Source organism: Sporolactobacillus inulinus (assembly GCF_006539285.1).
Taxonomy (GTDB): domain Bacteria; phylum Bacillota; class Bacilli; order Bacillales; family Sporolactobacillaceae; genus Sporolactobacillus; species Sporolactobacillus inulinus.
This window is the reverse complement of the sequence record NZ_BJMS01000014.1, coordinates 54,752-74,629: the sequence shown is the minus strand read 5'-3', so window position 1 is coordinate 74,629 and position 19,878 is coordinate 54,752. Positions and strand designations below refer to the sequence as shown.

The 19,878-nt window shown below is 46.0% G+C and carries 18 protein-coding genes and 1 pseudogene; 13 read left to right on the top strand and 6 right to left on the bottom strand.

The genetic code is table 11. The annotated features are described in order from the left end of the window. Nucleotides 1–114: 114 nt before the first annotated feature. The gene (locus SIN01_RS03345; protein ID WP_141305987.1) at nucleotides 115–1,020 is read right to left on the bottom strand and encodes a carbon-nitrogen hydrolase family protein; all 906 of its coding nucleotides are present in this window, start codon (nucleotides 1,018–1,020) and stop codon (nucleotides 115–117) included. Between the two features lie 267 nt (nucleotides 1,021–1,287). On the opposite strand from SIN01_RS03345, the gene SIN01_RS03340 reads away from it, so the two are divergent. Next, nucleotides 1,288–2,475: a trans-sulfuration enzyme family protein gene (locus tag SIN01_RS03340; protein ID WP_141305986.1), complete on the top strand. Its 1,188-nt coding sequence runs from the start codon at nucleotides 1,288–1,290 to the stop codon at nucleotides 2,473–2,475. Nucleotides 2,476–2,542: 67 nt separating this feature from the next. On the opposite strand, the gene SIN01_RS03335 is transcribed toward SIN01_RS03340, so the two are convergent. Beyond that, nucleotides 2,543–4,123 carry a PucR family transcriptional regulator gene (locus SIN01_RS03335; RefSeq protein ID WP_170214991.1) on the bottom strand — a complete coding sequence of 527 codons (1,581 nt, stop codon included), beginning with the start codon at nucleotides 4,121–4,123 and terminating at the stop codon, nucleotides 2,543–2,545. 36 nt (nucleotides 4,124–4,159) lie between these two features. Further along, nucleotides 4,160–5,170 carry a hydroxyectoine utilization dehydratase EutB gene (eutB, locus tag SIN01_RS03330; protein WP_141305984.1) on the bottom strand — a complete coding sequence of 337 codons (1,011 nt, stop codon included), beginning with the start codon at nucleotides 5,168–5,170 and terminating at the stop codon, nucleotides 4,160–4,162. Between the two features lie 249 nt (nucleotides 5,171–5,419). Between eutB and SIN01_RS03325 the strand changes: the two genes are divergently transcribed. The 9 genes from SIN01_RS03325 to SIN01_RS03285 all read left to right on the top strand — a co-directional run bounded on the left by SIN01_RS03325 (nucleotide 5,420) and on the right by SIN01_RS03285 (nucleotide 14,215). Further along, nucleotides 5,420–6,592, top strand: coding sequence for a M24 family metallopeptidase (locus SIN01_RS03325; RefSeq protein ID WP_141305983.1), 1,173 nt, complete (start codon nucleotides 5,420–5,422; stop codon nucleotides 6,590–6,592). 13 nt (nucleotides 6,593–6,605) lie between these two features. After that, nucleotides 6,606–7,574 (top strand): cyclodeaminase, encoded by a 969-nt coding sequence (locus SIN01_RS03320; RefSeq protein ID WP_141305982.1) that lies wholly within the window; start codon nucleotides 6,606–6,608, stop codon nucleotides 7,572–7,574. A gap of 49 nt (nucleotides 7,575–7,623) precedes the next feature. Then, on the top strand, nucleotides 7,624–8,829 hold the full coding sequence (locus SIN01_RS03315; RefSeq protein WP_373864392.1) for a cystathionine gamma-synthase family protein: 1,206 nt from the start codon (nucleotides 7,624–7,626) through the stop codon (nucleotides 8,827–8,829). A gap of 11 nt (nucleotides 8,830–8,840) precedes the next feature. Then, nucleotides 8,841–10,076 carry a M20 metallopeptidase family protein gene (locus SIN01_RS03310; protein WP_141305980.1) on the top strand — a complete coding sequence of 412 codons (1,236 nt, stop codon included), beginning with the start codon at nucleotides 8,841–8,843 and terminating at the stop codon, nucleotides 10,074–10,076. An 88-nt stretch (nucleotides 10,077–10,164) separates the two neighbouring features. Then, nucleotides 10,165–11,046 (top strand): ectoine/hydroxyectoine ABC transporter substrate-binding protein EhuB, encoded by an 882-nt coding sequence (ehuB, locus tag SIN01_RS03305; RefSeq protein WP_141305979.1) that lies wholly within the window; start codon nucleotides 10,165–10,167, stop codon nucleotides 11,044–11,046. Between the two features lie 267 nt (nucleotides 11,047–11,313). Then, complete coding sequence (gene ehuC / locus SIN01_RS03300) at nucleotides 11,314–11,961, top strand: ectoine/hydroxyectoine ABC transporter permease subunit EhuC (RefSeq protein WP_244935249.1); 648 nt, start codon at nucleotides 11,314–11,316, stop codon at nucleotides 11,959–11,961. A 3-nt stretch (nucleotides 11,962–11,964) separates the two neighbouring features. Next, on the top strand, nucleotides 11,965–12,630 hold the full coding sequence (ehuD, locus tag SIN01_RS03295) for an ectoine/hydroxyectoine ABC transporter permease subunit EhuD (protein WP_141305978.1): 666 nt from the start codon (nucleotides 11,965–11,967) through the stop codon (nucleotides 12,628–12,630). Nucleotides 12,631–12,651: 21 nt separating this feature from the next. Beyond that, nucleotides 12,652–13,452, top strand: coding sequence for an ectoine/hydroxyectoine ABC transporter ATP-binding protein EhuA (gene ehuA, locus SIN01_RS03290; protein ID WP_174842570.1), 801 nt, complete (start codon nucleotides 12,652–12,654; stop codon nucleotides 13,450–13,452). Nucleotides 13,453–13,708: 256 nt separating this feature from the next. After that, a complete protein-coding gene (locus SIN01_RS03285; RefSeq protein ID WP_141305976.1) occupies nucleotides 13,709–14,215 on the top strand; it encodes a DUF3189 family protein in 507 nt (168 codons plus the stop codon). 121 nt (nucleotides 14,216–14,336) lie between these two features. On the opposite strand, the gene SIN01_RS03280 is transcribed toward SIN01_RS03285, so the two are convergent. The 3 genes and pseudogenes from SIN01_RS03280 to SIN01_RS03275 form a co-directional block, all read right to left on the bottom strand. Further along, entirely contained in the window at nucleotides 14,337–15,764 is a 1,428-nt protein-coding gene (locus SIN01_RS03280) for a zinc ribbon domain-containing protein (RefSeq protein ID WP_244935248.1), read from the bottom strand. Nucleotides 15,765–15,767: 3 nt separating this feature from the next. Beyond that, a pseudogene (locus SIN01_RS15640) lies at nucleotides 15,768–15,839 on the bottom strand (zinc-ribbon domain-containing protein); the annotation flags it as partial. 40 nt (nucleotides 15,840–15,879) lie between these two features. Next, nucleotides 15,880–16,662, bottom strand: coding sequence for a zinc ribbon domain-containing protein (locus tag SIN01_RS03275; protein WP_170214990.1), 783 nt, complete (start codon nucleotides 16,660–16,662; stop codon nucleotides 15,880–15,882). Between the two features lie 289 nt (nucleotides 16,663–16,951). Here SIN01_RS03275 and SIN01_RS03270 point away from each other — a divergent pair, with 289 nt between their 5' ends. From SIN01_RS03270 to msrC, 3 genes are all read left to right on the top strand, one after another. After that, nucleotides 16,952–18,232 (top strand): aspartate aminotransferase family protein, encoded by a 1,281-nt coding sequence (locus SIN01_RS03270; protein ID WP_141305973.1) that lies wholly within the window; start codon nucleotides 16,952–16,954, stop codon nucleotides 18,230–18,232. 15 nt (nucleotides 18,233–18,247) lie between these two features. Then, the gene (locus tag SIN01_RS03265; RefSeq protein WP_141305972.1) at nucleotides 18,248–19,228 is read left to right on the top strand and encodes a C-terminal binding protein; all 981 of its coding nucleotides are present in this window, start codon (nucleotides 18,248–18,250) and stop codon (nucleotides 19,226–19,228) included. A 155-nt stretch (nucleotides 19,229–19,383) separates the two neighbouring features. Beyond that, complete coding sequence (gene msrC, locus SIN01_RS03260; protein WP_141305971.1) at nucleotides 19,384–19,860, top strand: free L-methionine (R)-S-oxide reductase MsrC; 477 nt, start codon at nucleotides 19,384–19,386, stop codon at nucleotides 19,858–19,860. Nucleotides 19,861–19,878: the final 18 nt, after the last annotated feature.

Sequence of the window (19,878 nt, the reverse complement as noted above, 5' to 3'; positions counted from 1 at the left end):
GTCATTCATGATCGCTTAGCACTTTTTGTTCTGCTTTCTTCTTACCTCCACGTTACACCTTTTGGAGTAATTAACGCATTTACTCAACCTTCATCGCTCGTTCCCTATTCTCAGTTATTTTCCAAACTTCGCATCTTGCAGGGATTCTTCATACATGGCGATGTATTTATCTGGGCGCCAATCGGTTCCTTGGACAGACGGGTTGTCCTTGAACAGGAACCGGCTCGCAAGCGACAGGTCAATGGTTGCAGTGAAAATTTCCGATTCACAGGCGATTTCATCGGTGAATTTGTGTCCGGCGAAATAATAAGGTTCCCAAGTCTTTCGGCTCGGTCCGATAATGCTGCTTCCGCCCCAGAATTCATTGTAAAGATCGGTTCCGCCTAAATTCGCTGAGGCAATGTAGATGCCTTCACGAATAACGGCTGCCTCCAAGGTCGATGTACCGAGAGCCTTGCCATGGCATTTCGCGAGTGCTGTACTGTTAATGTACAATCGGCAGCCTTTTGACGCATAGTAGCGCATCAACTCGGGAAAACAATAGGAGTCATAGCAAATGGCGCAGCCAACCGGTCCCCAAGGCGTGTCAAGAATAAACGGTTTGTCGCCACGTTTTGCCCAGTTCGGTTCTGGAGCAGGAAGGTGCATTTTTCGGTAAGCACCGACCAAACCTTCAGGAGAGAAAATAGCTAAGGAATTATAGAGATTGGCAGGATTTGCTGCATCTTTTTCCGGCATTCCGAAAACAACATAAACACCATATTGTTGGGTCAACTTTTCGATTTCATCGGTTGCCTCGCCCGGAATCGTTTCGGAAAGTTTGAATTGCATTTTTTCTTCAAGCGATTTTTCCGCCTCGTCATCGTAACCGGTTAAGGACATTTCAGGAAAGACGATAAAGTCGCTGCCGCGTTTTGCGGCGCTCTCAATATACCCTTTAATCCGATTCAAATTTTTCTCCTTATCTCCCCAGACCGCATTAAATGTGACCACCGATAGATTCATAACATCCCGATCCATGCACAACCGCTCCTTTTATTCGTATGAATTTTCAAACAAATAAATTATAGCACAATTAATTAGAAAACTAAGTTGAAATCTATAATTATCTTGTTCAATGTTCTATACAAAGTGAAGAGTCTACGCGGGAGATTTTCATACATATTGCAGGTAACAACACATGAGAAAATTCGGTATGATGGAACCGTTAAATCGTTAGAATTTTTTGCTCGTTAAATAATAGAAGAGGCGGAGTTACGTTCGCTTCGAACTAAGGAGTGCCGGTATATGGAATTGAATACAGATGTTCTTCATGCGGAGCAGCGTCGGGATGTTGCCTTTGGTTCGCATGTCAGTCCGTTGTACCAAACGTCAACATTTGTGCTGCATGACTTTGATGAGGCAGTGCACTTGAACCAGAATATTGATCAGGGTTTTGTGTATAGTCGTTTCGGTAATCCAACGGTGGATGAATTCGAAAGAAAAATTGCTTATCTCGAACATGCGGAGGCCGCACTAGGCTTGGCTTCGGGGCTTGGTGCGATTTCGACGGCAGTTATGTCGGTGATTAAGGGCGGCGATCATATCATTTTTGGTGATGTGATCTATGGGTGTACGTTTGCTTTGTTTACAAAAGTACTTCCTGATTTTCATGTCGATTATACGATTGTTGATACAACCGACCCAGATGCAATTGCAGCGGCGATTCGACCGAACACAAAGCTGATTTATGTTGAGACGCCGGCTAATCCAACGCTGAAGATCAGTGACATCCAAGCAATTGCCGATCTTGTCCATCAGCATGAAGGCATTCGATTAATTGTTGACAGTACATTTGCTTCCCCGTATCTCCAGAACCCGCTTGATTTGGGTGCTGACCTGGTTGTGCACAGTGCGACGAAATATTTGTGTGGGCATGGAACGGTCACAGCCGGCGTTATTGCGGGAAGTAAGGCGTTGATTGATCAAGCACGGATGCCTTATTTGCAATGCTTTGGTGCGGTGCTCGATCCGTTTGCTGCATGGCAGATCATGCAAGGCATGAAGACGCTGGGGGTGCGCATGGAGCGTCATTGCGAGAATGCAATGAAGGTTGCAAACTTCCTGGAGGGACATCCGATGATTGATCATGTCTACTATCCGGGACTCCCGTCTCATCCGAGCCATGAAACGGCGAAAAAACAAATGCGCGGATTCGGCGGCATGATGAGTGCCGATATCAAGGGCGGGATTGATGCGGTGCGCAAAGTGATGAATGCGACAAAGGTATTCAGCTTAGCGACGAGCCTTGGAAACGTCGACTCTTTGATTCAGCATTCACCTTCCATGAGTCACTTCGACATGACGCCGGAGGAACGCCACCGCGTCAGTATCTATGACGGGCAGGTTCGGCTGTCGGTTGGTATTGAGGATGCCGACGACTTAATTCATGATTTAGATCAAGCACTGAGTAAAATTGATGTTTGTGTAAACTAAAGCAAACAATAAAAAATCGTTAAGGGGAAGCATGGGCTCCCTTTAACGATTTTTTTATGGCCGTCAATCAAACCGTCATGGTCCATAATTTCACGCACAATTGCAGCAGAAACAGGTCGTCCGATTTAGAGAGTGATTTTCCGGTTAATCCTTCAATCTTTTGCAGTCGATAGATGAGTGATTGGCGTTGCAGCGACAGTGCGCGAGCGGTTTGACTGACGTTGCCATTGTGATGAATATAGTAGGTCAGCGTATGCATCAAATCTAATCCGCGCTCTGAATTATAAGCGACGAGTGGACCGATGATCTTCTGAACGATGTCCTTAGCTGCACGATTCTTGGACAGATGTGAAAGAATTTGAAATTCACATGTATCGGTAAAAGTGCTTCGTGTGCCAATTCCGTGCCGGCTTCGTCCGGTTTCAAGTGCGATGCATGCATTTTTATAACTTGTTGCCAGTTCTTTAATATTGGCCGGGCGATCACTGATTCCCCAAGAAAAGATTGGGAAATGATAACCGTTTCTTTTTTCTTCAAACCGTTCAAGAAAGCCTTCGGTTATTTCTTGGCTATCGCCCGATGTGCATAAAAAAATGACGAGATACTTTGAGTGAAAAGCGCACAGGCTAGATTCACTCATCGCCTGTGCCGTTTTTGTGGCAAGTTCGGTCAAATCATTCGTGTCGTGTGCCGATTGTTTGTGGCCACCCTGCTCGGGTTTGCCAACGATGCAACAGTAATTTTCTGCAGGACCGAATTTTTGCCGTTCAGCACGAGCGACAAAAGATGGCCAATCTTTCCAGTCTTTACTGATTATTGTCGCAACCAATCGTTCTTTTTCTGTATTGCTTTGCTGGATCGCCAATTGCTGCTTTTTAAACCATAATTGCAGAGCAATGATTGCTTGTTCCAGAATGGAAGGCGGAATGATGGGTAGTTGAGATGAATCCGAGTCGATCACCAATGCGGCTTTGCTTTGGTTAAGAATTTCAAAGGGATAAATTTGTGCGCGCGATCCCCAAGCCGTTTTCATGACGGATGGTTTGTCCAAGATTAATTGATTGATATGAAGACTTGGATGGTGGGGATGCCGTTCAGGCGCGGCGGAGAGAATTATCTCGTTTCTTCGCTGCAAGATATAGATGTGTGCTTGAGAGAAGTGCTCCATGACAAGAAGTGCTTCATGGATTGATTTTCCCTCGAGATAGGCGTTGATCATTTCCCGCTGCAACTTTTTATACTGGTGCATCATAAACTCTTCCCGATGGTTAATGCCGCTTAAAACATTTTTGATGACATCGGAGAAACGAATCTCCCAGGGAAGCTGAATTAATGGAAAGCCCTTGTTTTGCGCAAAGTCAATCACGTGATGAGGGATTTTTTTAATATGGCGTCCCGTTGCAACGGCGAGTGCTGATGCATGCGATGCATAAATTTCTTGGACAAAGCTTTGGAATGTTTCCGGAGCGCGATCAAAACCAATCCCTGTGGTCAGGACCAACTCATTTTTTTTGACAAATTTTTCGACGGGCTGCTCAATCACTGACACGGATTCGACGGGACATTGTTTTAGCAAACGCATGCCTGACAAGACTTTAGCTTTTCCCATTAAGGGCTGGGCAAGGACTTGATCAATTGAATAGTACATAAGTTTGTCTCCTTTCATTCAGTGAATCGCTTCGATTCAAACGTGATCGAGATAGGGACGAACGGCAGATGCATGGGCGTTCAAGTCAACATTGCAGCCGCTAATGATGAGCACAACATGGTCGCCTGGATTGAACGTTACATAATGATCCAAGACAGTGCCGGTTGAGATCGCGGCGGCGCCCTCGACGATGATGTGCTGGTGGGCAAACAAATGCGCCATACCCCTAGCGATGGTCGCTTCGGGAATGAGAAGCGCTTCATCCAAGTTTTTTTGAATGATCGGGAACGTATAATGATTTTCCTGACCAATTCCGCCGAGAAGACTATCTGCGAGTGTTGGCGATTCATTAACCGTAACCGGGTGGTCTGCATGCAGGCTTTCATACATTGCAGCGCCCTTTTCCATGGATAAACCAATCGTTCGAATGTTGGGGCTCGTCTGCTTCATGACAAGACTGATTCCTGACAGCAGGCCACCGCCGGAAAGTCCGGCAATCACGCAGTTCACCTCTGGGAGATCTTCGAGAATTTCAAGACCGATCGTTCCTTGACCGGCAATGATCTCAGGATGATCAAACGGCGGAATGATGGTCATCCCTTTGTCACGCTCCAACTGATAACATGCTGCTTCTGCGTCATCTTGAGACGCACCGGTAAGCTTCAGTTCCGCTCCGAGCGATTGGATGAAGTCCGATTTGGATTTGGGTACATGGTTAGAGACACATATCGTCGCTTTCATACCAAGCTGCTGCGCAGCCATCGCAACAGCAATGCCGTGGTTTCCAGTAGAAAATGTTGTAACGCCTTGGGCTTTTTGCTTTTCGGATAAATGACATAGAGCATTGATTGCGCCTCTTAATTTAAAAGCGCCGCTTGGATGCAGATGTTCATATTTTAAATAGATCTTTGCGCCGGACTTTTGTGACAGCGAAGGAGCATAAACAAGCGGTGTTTTGTGAACGTAGGGGGTAATCGTTTTTCGCGCTTTCCAAATATCGTGGACTGTGATTTTCGGTTTAACAATGGCTTGCATTTCATCGTTCATGATCGCGTCTCCTCAAAATAAAGTGTTTCACTGACTTGTCAGTTAATCTGACATTGATAATTTGAATTATTTTAATGTTTCTATTTTATAGAAGTGTTTGCACGCTGTCCATCGTATAAAGTGACAGAAAACGGATGTGAATATTCTTACACTATTAATAATAGTCGGAAAATAACAAGTCCGATAAGATGATGGTATCAAATCAAACGCTCAGCGTTAAAAAATCTCACACGAATGGAAGGGAGAACCATGTTATCCTTTGAGCTAAGCGAATTTAACGAACGATTGAAGAAAACGAAACAGAGCATGCAAGAGAAGAAAATCGATGTTCTTTTGGTCAGTAATCCGGCAAATATGAACTATTTGTCAGGTTATGATGGTTGGTCATTCTATGTACCGCAATTGTTAGTCCTGTTGATTGATGAAGATCAGCCGTTCTGGATCGGACGCGCGCAAGATGCGAACGGTGCCAAAGCAACCACGTGGCTCGATGAAAATCATGTGATTCCGTATCCGGAAGATCATATTCAGACTACCGAAAGGCATCCAATGGATTTTGTCTGCAGCATTCTGAAAGAGATCGGTCAATCCAAGCGTACGATCGGTTTGGAGATGGATGCCTACTATTTCTCGGCGCAGAGCTATGTCAAATTAAAAGAAGGACTGCCTGACGCAGCCTTTAAGGACGCAACAAATCTTGTCAATTATGTACGTATCATTAAGTCGGATGCAGAAATTTCTTTTATGAAAAAAGCAGCAAAGATTGTAGAGAAAGCAATGCAAAAAGGGATTGAACAGGTTACGGTCGGAGCACGTCAATGTGATGTTGCGGCGGCCATTGTCCATCAGCAGATTGTTGGTACGGAGGAATATGGCGGCGACTATACGGCGATCGTTCCCTTGCTTCCGTCTGGGGAACACACGTCTACACCGCATCTGACCTGGACGGATGAACGCTATGAAACGAATACACCGGTTCTTATTGAAATTGCCGGTGCCTATAAGCATTATCATTCGCCAATGGCGCGCACCGTATATCTTGGTCAGCCTTCACAAAAGATGATTGATCTGTCCAGTGCCTGTATCGAAGGCATTAACACAACGCTTGCAGCAATCAAGCCGGGGATGACCGGTGAAGAAGTGGAACAGGTTTGGCGCAAGGTCATCCAAAAATATGGGTTCGAGAAAGAATCTCGAGCCGGATACTCGGTCGGCTTAAACTATCCACCGGATTGGGGCGAACATACAGCAAGCTTTCGACCAGGGGATCAAACCGTACTCAAACCAAATATGACGTTTCATCTCATGCCCGGCATGTGGATGGATAATGTTGGTTTCGAATGTACTGAAGCAATTCGTATTACTGAAAATGGCTGCGAGCCATTTGCCGATTTCCCACGGAAACTATTTATAAAACCATAAAGGAGCGGTCGCAGTGTTCTTATTTAATGAGGACGAGATTCGCGGTTGTGTTTCCCTGAATCACTCAGCGATTGAACAAGTGGAGGAAGGATTTACCCAGCTTGGTCATGGACAGGTCGTTCTTCCACCAATGATGCGTATCGATATACCGGAACATCATGGCGAGGTTGATGTCAAGACCGCCTATATTAAAGGTCTGGACACCTTTGCAATAAAAGTGTCATCCGGTTTCTTTGAGAATAAGGCACTTGGATTACCCAGTTTGAGCGGAATGATGATTCTGCTTCGCTCAGTGACTGGAGTTCCTGAGGCAGTGTTGATGGATAACGGATATTTGACCGATATTCGAACCGCGTGCGCTGGTGCGATAGCAGCAAAGTATTTAGCTAAGGCGCATGTTGAAACTGCCGGTGTTATTGGTACCGGCTTGCAGGCGCGGCTGCAAATGGAGGCGCTGCACATGATGCGTCCATTTAAGCGGCTGCTCGTATATGGGCGCAGAGCGGAAGCGGTCGATGCGTACATCGGCGAAATGAGCGAAAAACTTGGTATTGTTTGTGAAACAGCTGCTGCGGAGGAAGTGGTCAGGCAATCCGATGTGGTGGTGACAACAACTCCTTCACGAGAGCCAATCGTTCAGCAAGAATGGCTGCACGAGGGGCTGCATATTACGGCGATGGGCGCGGACACTGAGTTGAAGCAGGAACTTGACGCAGAAGTGTTCCGCAAGGCAGATCTTATCGTCTGCGATGTGAAAGCGCAGTGCTTGAAATACGGAGAAGTGCATCATGCGGCAGATTACGGGGTTTTGCAACATGAGGATGCACGTATGTTTGAACTCGGCGCGCTAACTGCCAAGACGGTGCCGGGACGTGAAAACGATCGGCAAATTACCCTCTGTGATTTAACTGGAACGGGTGTGCAGGATACGGCGATTGCGCGTTATGCCTTTGAGCGGCTAATGAAAATGAAGACCGTTTAAATGGAGACAGATTGGATGACGCGAACGGATAAAAAAAGGAGCGATTTCAGTGAATGAGAAAAAAACGGGAGTGGGCACGAAGACCGTTTGGGCCGGCGAAAAGGAGGTGCTCGTTCATCATGCGACCCAAGTGCCGGTGATCGTCAGTGTTGCGTATAATTACGATGATATGGACGAGTGGTACGACGTGGCGATCGGCAATAAGCCGGGACATATCTACGGCCGCAATACCAACCCCACAGTCCAAGCTTTTGAAGATAAGGTGAAAGCACTTGAAGGGGCGGAGGACGCAACCAGCTTTACGACCGGAATGGCGGCAATCAGCAATACCCTCTACACCTTTTTGAAGCCGGGTGATCGAGTGGTTTCCATCAAAGATACTTATGGCGGCACCAATAAAATTTTCACAGAATTTCTTCCTAAAATTGGTGTGGACGTTGCGCTGTGCGCGACGGGCGATCATGAATCGATCGAGGCCGAAGTGGCGAAAGGATGCACGATCCTCTACCTTGAGACGCCGACGAATCCAACTGTGAAAATTACTGATATTGAAAGAATGGCAAAGGCTGGGCATCAGACAGGGGCACTGGTTGTCGTTGACAATACTTTTGCGACACCGATTCTCCAGCATCCACTTGATCTTGGAGCAGATTTGGTTTTGCATAGTGCGACGAAATTCCTTGGCGGCCATGCCGATGCACTGGGCGGAATTGTCTGCGGTGCAAAAACGCTGGTGCGTCAAATCTATCACTATCGAGAAATTAATGGGGCTTCACTTGATCCGTGGTCGGCCTATTTATTACTTCGCGGGATGAAGAACTTAAAATTGCGTGTGCTGCAGCAAACAAAGAGTGCAATGGCGCTTGCCAAGTACTTGAAGACTCAGCCGGCAGTTGATCATGTTTATTATCCTGGACTTGAATCGCATGTGCATCACGACATTGCTACGAAACAAATGGAAGGGTATGGCGCAATGCTCAGCTTTTCATTGAAAGACGGTATGGAAGCTGTGAAGACGCTGCTTCCTGCTCTGAAATTTGCTAACCGTGCTGCAAATCTTGGTGCGGTCGAGACGACCTATGGGCCTGCACGAACCACGAGTCATGTTGAATGCAGCGCTGAGGAACGCAAGGCAATGGGGATTCCGGATGGCCTGATTCGTATTTCTGTAGGAATTGAAGATACGGAGGATCTCATTGATGACCTCACACAAGCATTTGAGAAACTGGAACACTGTCAATCCACGACACATTAAGGAGTGATTGCATGAACGATCAATGGATCACGGAACATGCAAAGGCCTATTTTCAAAAGACCATCGTGCATCGAAGACAGTTGCATCAGCATCCGGAATTGAGCTTTCATGAAGAAAACACCGCCGCGTATCTCGAAGCAGAATTATCTCAAATGCCGGGGATGCGTGTAAAAACGGGTGTTGGTTTGGAAACAGCGGTCATTGCGACAATCCATGGCGGCGATGGACCGACCATCGGTATCCGTGCCGATATGGATGCACTGCCGATCAATGAGGCGAATCAATGCTTGTACCGCTCGCAAAATGAAGGTGTAATGCATGCATGCGGGCACGACGCGCATATGGCTATTGCGCTTTCAGTCGCTCATTTAATGAGTGAACGATGGCAGCGCGGCGAACTGCTCGGCACGGTACGTTTTCTCTTCCAGCCCGCTGAAGAGACGACCGATCGTTCTGGAAAGACCGGTGGACATTATTTAGCAGCATCCGGAGTTCTGGATTCGCTCGACGCTTTGTTCGCACTTCATGTGATGCCGGAGTATCCGCTCGGCGTGGTTCTTGTTCCTGACGGCTACTGTACGGCCAATGTTGATGAGTTTACAGCCATTATTAAAGGAAAGGGTGGACACGGCGCTTATCCGCATCTCAGCAATGATCCGATCTGGATGCTCGGCGCTGTTCTGCAGGCGCTTCAAGGTATTGTATCGAGAAAAACGTCGCCGCTTGAGCCGGCGGTTGTCAGCGTTTGCCACGTAACTGCTGGCGACGGGAAAACGAATAATGTCATTCCATCAGAAGCGCGGCTTCAAGGAACCTTCCGCAGTTACTCGCCGGAAGTGCGCGCGCAACTTGTCCAGCAGTTTGAATCGGTGCTTTCCATCGTGAAGTCCCTCGGCGGCGATTATCAGCTATTGATCAATCACGGAGAGCCTTCGGTGTATAATCATCAGTCGCTGACGCCAATCATGAAGCGAGCGATTGGCAGACTGCTTCCTGAAGTGTGCATACGGCCGGATACGTTTGGCCTGGGCGGCGAAGATTTTGCCCATATGGCTGCTCGGGTTCCCTCAACAATGTTTTTCCTAGGGTGTGCCACAGAAGATGGGGTGAAACGAGATTTGCACGCGCCGATCTTTGATCTTGATGAGCAAAGCCTGCTGATTGGTGTGACTGTATTTGCCGGTACGATTCTTGAGTGCTTGCATCATCCGGAACAAATACCTGATAAAAAGCAGATGACTTGCTGAGCCATGGGTGCGATGTAGTTCTGTTCACGTATAAAAGTCAGATTATTTTTGATATTACCTCTATTCCAATTTAAAGGAGTGTGTTCCTATGAAAAAATTAATTCTTATGATGCTCGGTGTACTGCTGGTCATTGCGCTTGTTGGATGCGGAAACGCAGATAAGAATTCGTCCGGTGCAAAAGGGGAAACAACATTTGAGAAGGCAAAAAAAGCGGGTCGGATTACGGTGGGATTTGCTAATGAAAAACCGTATGCCTACGCAACGACCGATGGAAAATTAAAAGGCGAAGCTGTGGAAGTGGCTAAGACGATCTTAAAACGACTCGGGATTAAAGAAGTGGATGGGGTACTGACTCAATTTGGCTCATTAATTCCGGGACTTAAAGCGAAGCGCTTTGATATGATTACAGCCGGAATGTACGTCACGCCTGAACGGGCCAAAGAAGTTGATTTTGCTAATCCGGACTACAGCATTGCCGAAGCCATTGCGGTCAAAAAAGGCAATCCGAAGAACATCAAAAGTTATGAGGATATTAAGAAAAATAAAAGCGCAATGATCGGTGTTATGGGCGGCGCGGCAGAACAAAACTATTTGACTGCTTCAGGTGTAAGTACACGTCAAATCAAAATTTTCAATGATAATCCAAGTGCCCTGTCTGCACTTGAATCCGGACGTGTCGATGTGATAACCATGACCGGACCGTCACTCAAAGCAGTGCTTGATGCTTCAAAGTCCAACAAGGTTGAGAAAGTCGAAGATTTCAAGCAGCCTATGATTGACGGTAAGAGTGTGCGAAGCTATGGTGCCAGTGTATTCCGTAAAGGCGATGATGATTTCAAAGAAGCATTTAACAAAGAGTTGGAAAAAATGAAACAAAGCGGCGAATTGCTCAAAATCTTGAAAAAATATGGATTTACCGAAGATGAGCTGCCGGGTGATACGACGTTAGAAGATGTACTTAACCATTAATAGCGGTCGTCATGATGAAAGTAAGGATGTATGATCGTCGAATCATCGCTGGAAAGAGAGAGATCATTTCTCTCTTTCTGTCGTATTTATTAATCTTTGAAAAGAAGGACTCGGGTTGACGCGCATGTTATATGGTTTGAGGATGAGCGATATTCATAGCGACGGTTCGATCATCTTGGTGATGAACTTATAGGAAGATAGGTGCATTGCTCATCCTTGCGAAGACATTCAGCTCAGTTAATTCATTTAAAGCAAGGAGTGAAACATGTGGTCTCAAACATCGCTATCTTCAATAGTCTGCTCAAAGGACTCGCCGTGACGCTGCAGGTTCTGGGTTATTCGGTTATTCTAGCCTTGGGATTATCCTTTATTTTCGGCTTTTTGAGTCTCAGTAAATGGAAAATAGCTAAGATCGCCTCACATCTTTATATTGAAATTTTTCGCGGTACGTCACTGCTTGTGCAACTGTTCTGGCTTTATTTCAGTTTGCCGATTCTAGGGATTCAGCTGCCTGCGATGCTGGTCGGCGTGCTTGGCCTTGGGCTTAACTATGGCGCATACGGTGCGGTCGTGGTGAAGACCTCAATTCAAGCAGTTCCGAAAGGGCAGTTTGAAGCGTCTGTCGCCCTTAACATGTCGCCGTTTCGACGGATGCGTTCGGTTATTCTGCCTCAAGCGTTTGTGATCATGCTACCGACATTCAGCAATTTGACCATTGAACTATTAAAAGGGACGTCGCTTGTTTCACTGGTTACTTTATCCGATCTTACTTTTCAGGCGATGGCCCTTCGCTCGGCTACAATGGAGACCGTAAAAATATTCACCATACTGCTCATTCTTTATTTTATTGTTGCCTATCCGATTACGTTGGCATTTCGCTGGCTTGAGAAAAAATTGTCCGTGGGGAGGGGATAAGCGATGTGGAGCTGGGATTTTGCAATTTCGATTTTACCGCAACTGTTGCAGGCGATGATTGTGACGATTGAAGCGACGATTGTCGGTTTTGTGATTGCGGCATTGCTCGGGTTATTATGGACGCTTTGCAAACGTTCGCCTTTTACACCTTTGCGTATTGCCGTCAATGCTTTTGTTGAATTCATTAAGAGCACACCGCTTCTGGTTCAATTGTACTTTATCTTCTTTGTCTTTCCGGCGTTCGGCGTGTCCTTATCCCCATTTTTGGCGGGTGTGCTCGGCCTTGGACTGCATTACAGTACCTATTTAACGGAGGTATTCCGAACAGGGATTGACGCGATACCGAAAGGACAGTGGGAAGCTGGTTCTGCTTTGAACTTTTCCAGAGTGAAAATATGGACGCAGATCATTATGCCGCAGGCGATTCCGCCGATCATCCCGATGCTTGGCAACTACTTCATTGTGATGTTTAAAGAAACACCGCTGCTGTCAGCAATATCTCTTGTCGAGATGGTTCAAACGGCTCAAATGATTGGTTCAGCCTCCTTCCGATATGTCGAAGCGTTTACTGATGTCGGCATTATATTTCTAGTGCTGAGTTATCCGGCTTCGCTGATTGTGGGGGTAATCAATAAGCGAATCAAGCAGCGTTTCGGTCAGTCCATTTAATGAAAAGGAGGAATGGTTCTCATGAATGAACACGTAGCGGGCGAACCATTAGTTAAATACCGTAATATCGGCAAAAGGTTTGGGGCAACAGAAGTGCTCAGTGACATTAACTTTGATATATATCCGGGCGAGAAGGTCGCCATGATTGGACCGAGCGGATCGGGAAAAACGACGCTTGCCCGCATGCTGATGACTTTGGAAAAACCATCGAAAGGAACGATTGAAGTCGGCGGAGAACTGTTGTGGCACCGCAACGTTAATGGGCGGCTCATGGAAGCTAACGCGAGTCATTTGCGCAAAGTTCGCGGGCAAATTGGCATGGTGTTTCAACACTTTAATCTTTTTCCGCATATGACGATTTTGCGCAACATTATGGAGGCGCAGGTTCATGTACTGGGCAGAACAAAGCAGGAGGCCAAGGAGCAAGCCGTCAAGCTGCTGGAAAAAGTAGGTTTAGCTGACAAATGCAATGCCTACCCGGCGCAACTATCAGGGGGGCAGCAGCAGCGCGTCGCAATGGCTCGCGCGCTTGTCATGAAACCGAAAATCATGCTGTTTGACGAAGTTACATCGGCGCTCGATCCTGAACTTGTCGGTGAGGTGCTGGAAGTCATTCGCGAGATCGCAGAAGAAGAGGAAATGGCGATGCTGCTCATCACTCATGAAATGGCCTTTGCACGTGATATTGCTGATCGGGTTGTCTTCATGGCGGAGGGCCAGATCATCGAACAGGGACCACCGAAACAAATTTTCAATCAACCGAAACATCAGCGGACCATGAACTTTCTCAGCCGTTTTTCCGCGCAATCACAGAGTGTTTAAGGAAACTTTGCATCGAATGGTGCGGATTTTGTTTGCTCACTTCTTAACTCATATAAATATTAAAAACATCCAACCAAGTTCAAGGTGGGTGTTTTTTTAGGATGAGAAGTGTTTGTTAGTTTGAAACCGCTGATACTTAGCACGGAAACGATAGGATAAGTCAGTACGATGCACGGCGTCTAGGTATCGATTAATTCCCCCGATTCATGGCAATAATCAATGAAGAATTGAAATTGTTCAATGAGAAGGTGTTTGCATGATTTATATCTATAATGATTTCGGCGGCACCCACACCACATCACTTGCGGCGGCCTATCATCTGAATTTGATTCCGGATGATCGGAAACTGACATCACAAGAAATTCTAGAGGTGCCGTATTTCAATCAATTGAATTCATCGGATATGGGAACATTCATCTTTCATGGTGTCGATAAGGAAGGAAATGCCGTCTATACCGTTGGGCGCGGTCCGGGAAAGCATGTGCTGCCGGCGATGACGCACTTAGCCGAACTGCTCGCAGAAAAATATCATGGCGATGAAAAGATTATTTTCTCGAATACATCCCCGACGGTTCCGTTTGCGATGACCATGGGGGGCTTATGCTCGCGCTGGATGCATATCGATTTTATCGGTGTACCTTTGCTTACGTTCGGCGCAAAGCAGTGCTGGGAAGATCTTGTCAAACTGGTTGCCTATACGAAGAAGGCCGGGCGTACCTCGCAAAAGAAAGTGACTGTGCTGGAGAATAAGGGGTTTAAGTGAGGCATGGATGCAGGCTGACCATTACATTCGTGGGGACCACCCAAGTTATTGAGGAAAGAAAAAAGCGGGACGGAAAATGATGGTTTTCCGTTCCGCTTTTTCGTATTCGTAAAGCTGAAACTTATTTTTCTGATTTGCTATTAACTTTATAACCGACAATTTTCAGTTGTCCTGGGGCGGTTGGTTTCAATTGATAGGTGGTTTTCAATGTGAAATCTTTATCGACCTCGTTGTCATCATCATCATAATAGTATTCATTCCAATCTTCAGTGACATCAATCGTGAAGGTTTCGGAATTATCATTGGATATTTTCGTCACTTCAAAGGAGTGAAGCGATTCACTAATCTCTTTATCTTCAATCCCCTTGAGGTCCTTGAATGTGGATTGGCTGAACGGTGTTCCGGTTTCGTAATAGTCGGTCAGATAGTCGTTATCTTGCTCATTGACTGCGCTTGTTAATGAATCATAATAGTCTTGAAAATAAGCGTGAAGTGTATTTCCGTTTTGTTCTCCATTCAGATCATCACGATTCAGTGAATAGAAACCATCTTCAGCAGCCTCTTCGAATATGAGATTAATACCGTCTGATTCGGCATCACCGATTGTCGTTGTTTCATCATCATACTCATCTGAATAATCATCCGACGATTCATCATCTGAAATGGAAATTGTATTTGATTTAATCGATTTCCCATTCACTGTGTACGTTGCATAAAAGGATGGCGTGTCTCCTTCCTTGTATGGTCCCACGTTAACAACGTCGCCCAAAAGAGGTTTCGTGGCATCCTTGCCATCGATGAACAATTTGGCTCCCGGCAGGTTGGTGGAAACCGGTATAAAGGAACCTGAGAAATCAATCGTTTCATCGTCATTTGACAGCAATGCGGTAGACTGCGATGTATTCATCGCTTTAGATTGACCAATGACTGTGTAATAACCGGGAATGACTCCGCTCAGTGAAATGGTTTCTGAATTATCGTTATTTGCTTTGGCGGCGGTTTTCATCTTGCCGATGTTTTTAATGCCAACCTTCATTCCTTTTAAATTGGTGACAACCTTTGGATGGACAGTGTTTGTCGTAATTTGATAGTGATCAAAGATTAAGAATTTCTTGCCTGATTTTTTTAACTGGTAGAGCGCATGACTCCCAGAAGGTTGTTTCCCGGATTGCTTTGCACTGCTTTCCATAGCACTCAGAGATTGTGAATAGATGCTTGGATTTTTATCGAAAAGCTGAAGCATTGCTTTTGCCTGTGCATCGCCAACTTTTGTATTCTCATTAGTGTGGATCATTTGTGCAAGTTGATGTGTCTTGTGATCGCGAACAGCATTGCGAAATGAATCGACGGTGCGCTGTGGGTCGGTGAATACTTTTCCCGTATAGTAAAAACCAATGATCAAAAGGATAGCGATAATGACAGGAATGAGAACACTTTTCTTGATGGTAATGGATTTTTTGTCTGATGTCATTGTATAACGTTTTTCAGTTGGAACCTGTGAAAGCGTAGCAGTGCTCGTTGCTGCCGTTTGATCCTGCGCTGATTCCACGGGATGGCCGCACTGTGTACAAAATTTCATATTGTCTTGAAGTGCTTGTCCGCACTCGGTACAATGCCTAGTCAACGTCGAATAACCTTCTTTTTGATTGTAATTTGGTACCGTATTAGTTGTTCAGTAAGCCTGGAAGATTCATAATGAGATTAATAAAGTACGATTTCAGCGCAAAATAAAGGACAATGGTGTAGACCGCATGGCAAATCAGCGTGAGATAAAAGGTATCAAAATGTGCTTTTTTGCTGAAGGAAAACATAGTTAGAAAGAACATGACTTGAATGCCAATTGTCGCTAGAATCAGCAGAAACAGGTAGATTTGCAGATTCAGATAGGAAATGAAGAACAATGCAAGTGAGAGCACCATTAATGGTACGCTTAAGGAGCCGAATCGCTCGATAATTGATGAATATGAGACCTCTCGGCGAGCGACCTTTAAGCATATAAAGATGAGCAGTGCGTAAAAGGCGATACATAGAGCAAGCGTAAGCATCCCCTTAAACATTGCATCGAATCCCAATAGTTGTGCATGTACCGACAGCGTCGATCCAAATACTTCGCTTCCGACCCATCCGCCAACCGTGCGATAGAGCTGATTCATTGCGTTAACTATAGATATAGGAAGAAAAATGCAGAGAAGAGCTAGAGAAAAGATGCCGTTTTTTAAATGATCGTCGAATGCATTCGGTGTTTTTAACGCACCCTTTACATAGCTCCAGAAGTTTGCGAAGACATCTGCGTTAATCGTGAGTTCCCCTTTATTTGCCGCTGCGGCTGCTGTTTCTTTTTGCGCCGATTGTTCAGAAGATAAGGAAGCAGACTTAAGTGGTTGTCCGCAATGACCGCAGAACGCTGCGTTTTCATTGTTGTCCGTACCGCAATACGTACATTTCATATGTATTCCTTCTTTCATAGGATAATAGAATGATGAAACAAGTGACATTATACCATATGTGCTATTTATTGTAATTTCTTCAAATTGTTAACAGTTGCATTGGGCAAAATTATTCCTATTCAATTATTGATGTAAGACCGCAATTCTTGGGTGAATTAGCATTCCGGTCGTCTTTTATTTAGTTCTGCAGTTTGTTTGCTGAGAATATAATGGCATATTCCCCTGCACATGTCATACCTTTATAGCTAAAGCAGATTTTGAGGTGATCTTATTCTCGGGGGGCGTGTACATGAAGTTCGAGGACTATCGGCCCTATTTGAGTCCAGCATTGGCTAAGGCAACGGATCTGATTATGGAAAGTGGTCAGGGATGCTATCTGACGGATGTGAATGGTGTGCGTTATCTCGACTTTGTTCAGGGAATTGCGGTTAACGCGCTGGGGCATTGTCACCCGAAGGTTGTGGCAGCGATTAAGCAGCAGGCGGAGCAGTTGCTCACGGCCTCGTTTAATGTGGTGAACTATCCGTCGACGCTTAAATTGGCGAAACGTTTGTCGGAGGTAACGCCGGGTGAGCTGAATTCGGTGTTTTTTTCCAATGGCGGGGCGGAGGCGATTGATGGTGCTTTGAAACTGGCACGTGCCTATACGAAACGGCCGGCAATGATTGCGTTTGAGGGTTCCTTTCATGGGCGGACGTTCGGGGCGCTGTCGGTGACGGGGTCTAAGGCGAAATACCGAAAAACGTATGAGCCTCTGGTCGGTTCGGTTTATTTTACACCTTATCCGTCGAAGGATCTGTGTCCGAACGGATTTGATGAGGCGCAGCGTACGGATTTTTGTCTGGATGAATTGGATCATTTGTTTGAGTACCTTGTGAGTCCGGATCAGGTTGCGGCGATCATTATGGAACCGATTCAAGGGGAAGGCGGGTACGTTGTTCCGTCGAAGGCTTTTGTTCAGGGCATCCGCCAGCGATGTGATCGCTATGGGATTTTGTTGATTATGGATGAAATTCAGTCGGGATACGGTCGGACTGGGAAAATGTTTGCCAGCGAACATTTTGATGTTGCTGCCGATATTATGACGGTGGGCAAGGCGATTGCCGGTGGATTGCCGATGAGTGCGGTGATTGCGTCGCCGGAGGTTATGGCGGAATGGCATCCGGGGATGCATGGGACGACTTTTGGCGGTAATCCGATTTGTGCAGCCGCTGCATTAGCGGTTTTGGATGTATTTAAAAAAGAACAGCTACTTGATCACGTCAATGAGATCGGCAGGTATTTGAACGGACAGCTTCAGGAATTACAGAAAAAATATGCCTGTATTTCCGATGCACGCGGGCTTGGGTTAATGCAAGCGATTGAATTTTCACATCTGGATGGAAGCCCTGCAGGGGACCTGCTTGCGAAGGTGCAGAAGGGGTGCTTAGAGAAGAAGCTTCTGACGCTCGGTTGCGGCGTTCATGAAAACGGGATGCGCTTTGCGACACCGCTCAACGTAAAAAAGCAGGAAATCGATCAGGGCATCGCGATTATTGATCAGGTCTTGAGTCAATTGAGTAAAAAATAAGAGGGGATGACCGCCATGAACAAGCAGGTCCTCTACTATAATATTGATGATTCTCTTGATTATGAGCGTCAATTGCTTACGGAATGGAAGATTAATGATCTTGAGCTGATCGAGGTGAAAGATTACGAGAATCGGAACTCATTTGTCGACTATGCGCAGGATGCGGACGGCGTGGTCGTCGAGTACCAGCAAATCACAAAAGATATTCTCAATCAACTGCCCCATTTGAAGATTGTTGCGTTGCAATCAATTGGCGTTGATAATGTCGATCTTGGCGCGGCGACCGAACACGGTGTATGCGTGACCAACTGTCCGGGATTCTGTTCTGAGGAAGTCGCACTGCACACCATTGGCTTGATCATCGATCTGACCCGGAAGCTTACTTATTTTGATCGAAAGGTGCGCCAGGGAAAATGGGATCCGCTCCTTGGCTACACGACGCATCGGCTCGAAGGTAAAACGGTTGGCCTTTATTTCTTCGGCAGTATTCCGCGGGCAATGATTCCGATGCTGCAAGCACTGAACGTGCGCATTCTCGCCTATGCACCAACCAAAACAAAAGAATTTCTGGAAACCTATGGTGTGGAAAAGGCGGAGACGTTTGATGCGTTGCTTACTGAATCCGATATTCTCTCGCTTCATTGTCCACTCATGGACACAACCCATCATCTGATTTCAGAACGGGAACTGAAGCTGATGAAAAAGAGTGCCTTTTTGATCAATACCGCCCGCGGCAAGGTCGTTGACGAAGCGGCCTTGGTCAAAGCGCTTGAAGACGGTGATATCCAGGCGGCCGCACTTGATGTGATCGAGGATGAAGATACGGAACAAAGTCGTTTATTTACGCTTGAAAATACAGTGATTACCCCGCACGCTGCCTTTGTTTCCGAAGACTCCTTTTACGCGGCTCGAAAAATGACGCTTGAACAATTGGTTCAGCGCTTGAGTGCAGATCAAAGACCCACGCATCTCGTCAATCCGGGTGTATCTTGTTAATGGATGACCCAAAAAACCTTTGAGTGCCGGATTGTTCTCAAAGGTTTTTAATTACTATAATACCTAGTTGACATATATGTTTTATCAATATAGAATAGTTTTAACCCATTGACGCAAGGATAGAATTTCTGGCTGCGTGATGATTAGGAGGGCCAATGGAAACCAAGAAAAGAACCTATTCGGATTTGATCAATCAAACAAAAGCGCTGCTCCAACATGAGTTCGACTTGGTGGCGAATATGAGTAATATGGTTTCATTGATCTTTGAGAAAGTGCCTGGTTTGAATGGAACCACATTTTATCGTTGGAAAAATGATGAATTGATTTTGGGTCCCTTCCAAGGCCGAGTTGCCTGCATGCATATTCCTGCGAACAAGGGGGTATGCGGTCACGTTGCGGTTACAAAGAAGAGCGAAATTGTTCCTGATGTGCATCAGTTTCCAGGGCATATTGCCTGCGATGCGCGCTCCCGCTCCGAAATTGTTGTGCCGGTATTCTGGCCGGGAACAAACCGCTTCTTTGGCGTTCTGGATCTGGACAGTCCGTATTTGAATCATTTCGATGTGATGGATCGGAACTATTTGGAGCAGTTAGCGCCACTTGTTTTCGGCAATCAGGGGTTATTGTCATGAGCAGAGTAAGCTAAGAGT

Bases quoted from the DNA above. Each gene is read 5' to 3' on its own strand.
- ehuD (WP_141305978.1), top strand. From the start codon at position 11,965: ATGTGGAGCTGGGATTTTGCAATTTCGATTTTACCGCAACTGTTGCAG.
- SIN01_RS03265 (WP_141305972.1), top strand. From the start codon at position 18,248: ATGAACAAGCAGGTCCTCTACTATAATATTGATGATTCTCTTGATTAT.
- SIN01_RS03275 (WP_170214990.1), bottom strand. From the start codon at position 16,662: ATGAAATGTACGTATTGCGGTACGGACAACAATGAAAACGCAGCGTTC.
- SIN01_RS03335 (WP_170214991.1), bottom strand. From the start codon at position 4,123: ATGTACTATTCAATTGATCAAGTCCTTGCCCAGCCCTTAATGGGAAAA.
- ehuB (WP_141305979.1), top strand. From the start codon at position 10,165: ATGAAAAAATTAATTCTTATGATGCTCGGTGTACTGCTGGTCATTGCG.
- SIN01_RS03285 (WP_141305976.1), top strand. From the start codon at position 13,709: ATGATTTATATCTATAATGATTTCGGCGGCACCCACACCACATCACTT.
- SIN01_RS03270 (WP_141305973.1), top strand. From the start codon at position 16,952: ATGAAGTTCGAGGACTATCGGCCCTATTTGAGTCCAGCATTGGCTAAG.
- eutB (WP_141305984.1), bottom strand. From the start codon at position 5,170: ATGAACGATGAAATGCAAGCCATTGTTAAACCGAAAATCACAGTCCAC.
- SIN01_RS03345 (WP_141305987.1), bottom strand. From the start codon at position 1,020: ATGGATCGGGATGTTATGAATCTATCGGTGGTCACATTTAATGCGGTC.
- SIN01_RS03340 (WP_141305986.1), top strand. From the start codon at position 1,288: ATGGAATTGAATACAGATGTTCTTCATGCGGAGCAGCGTCGGGATGTT.
- msrC (WP_141305971.1), top strand. From the start codon at position 19,384: ATGGAAACCAAGAAAAGAACCTATTCGGATTTGATCAATCAAACAAAA.
- SIN01_RS03325 (WP_141305983.1), top strand. From the start codon at position 5,420: ATGTTATCCTTTGAGCTAAGCGAATTTAACGAACGATTGAAGAAAACG.
- ehuA (WP_174842570.1), top strand. From the start codon at position 12,652: ATGAATGAACACGTAGCGGGCGAACCATTAGTTAAATACCGTAATATC.
- SIN01_RS03310 (WP_141305980.1), top strand. From the start codon at position 8,841: ATGAACGATCAATGGATCACGGAACATGCAAAGGCCTATTTTCAAAAG.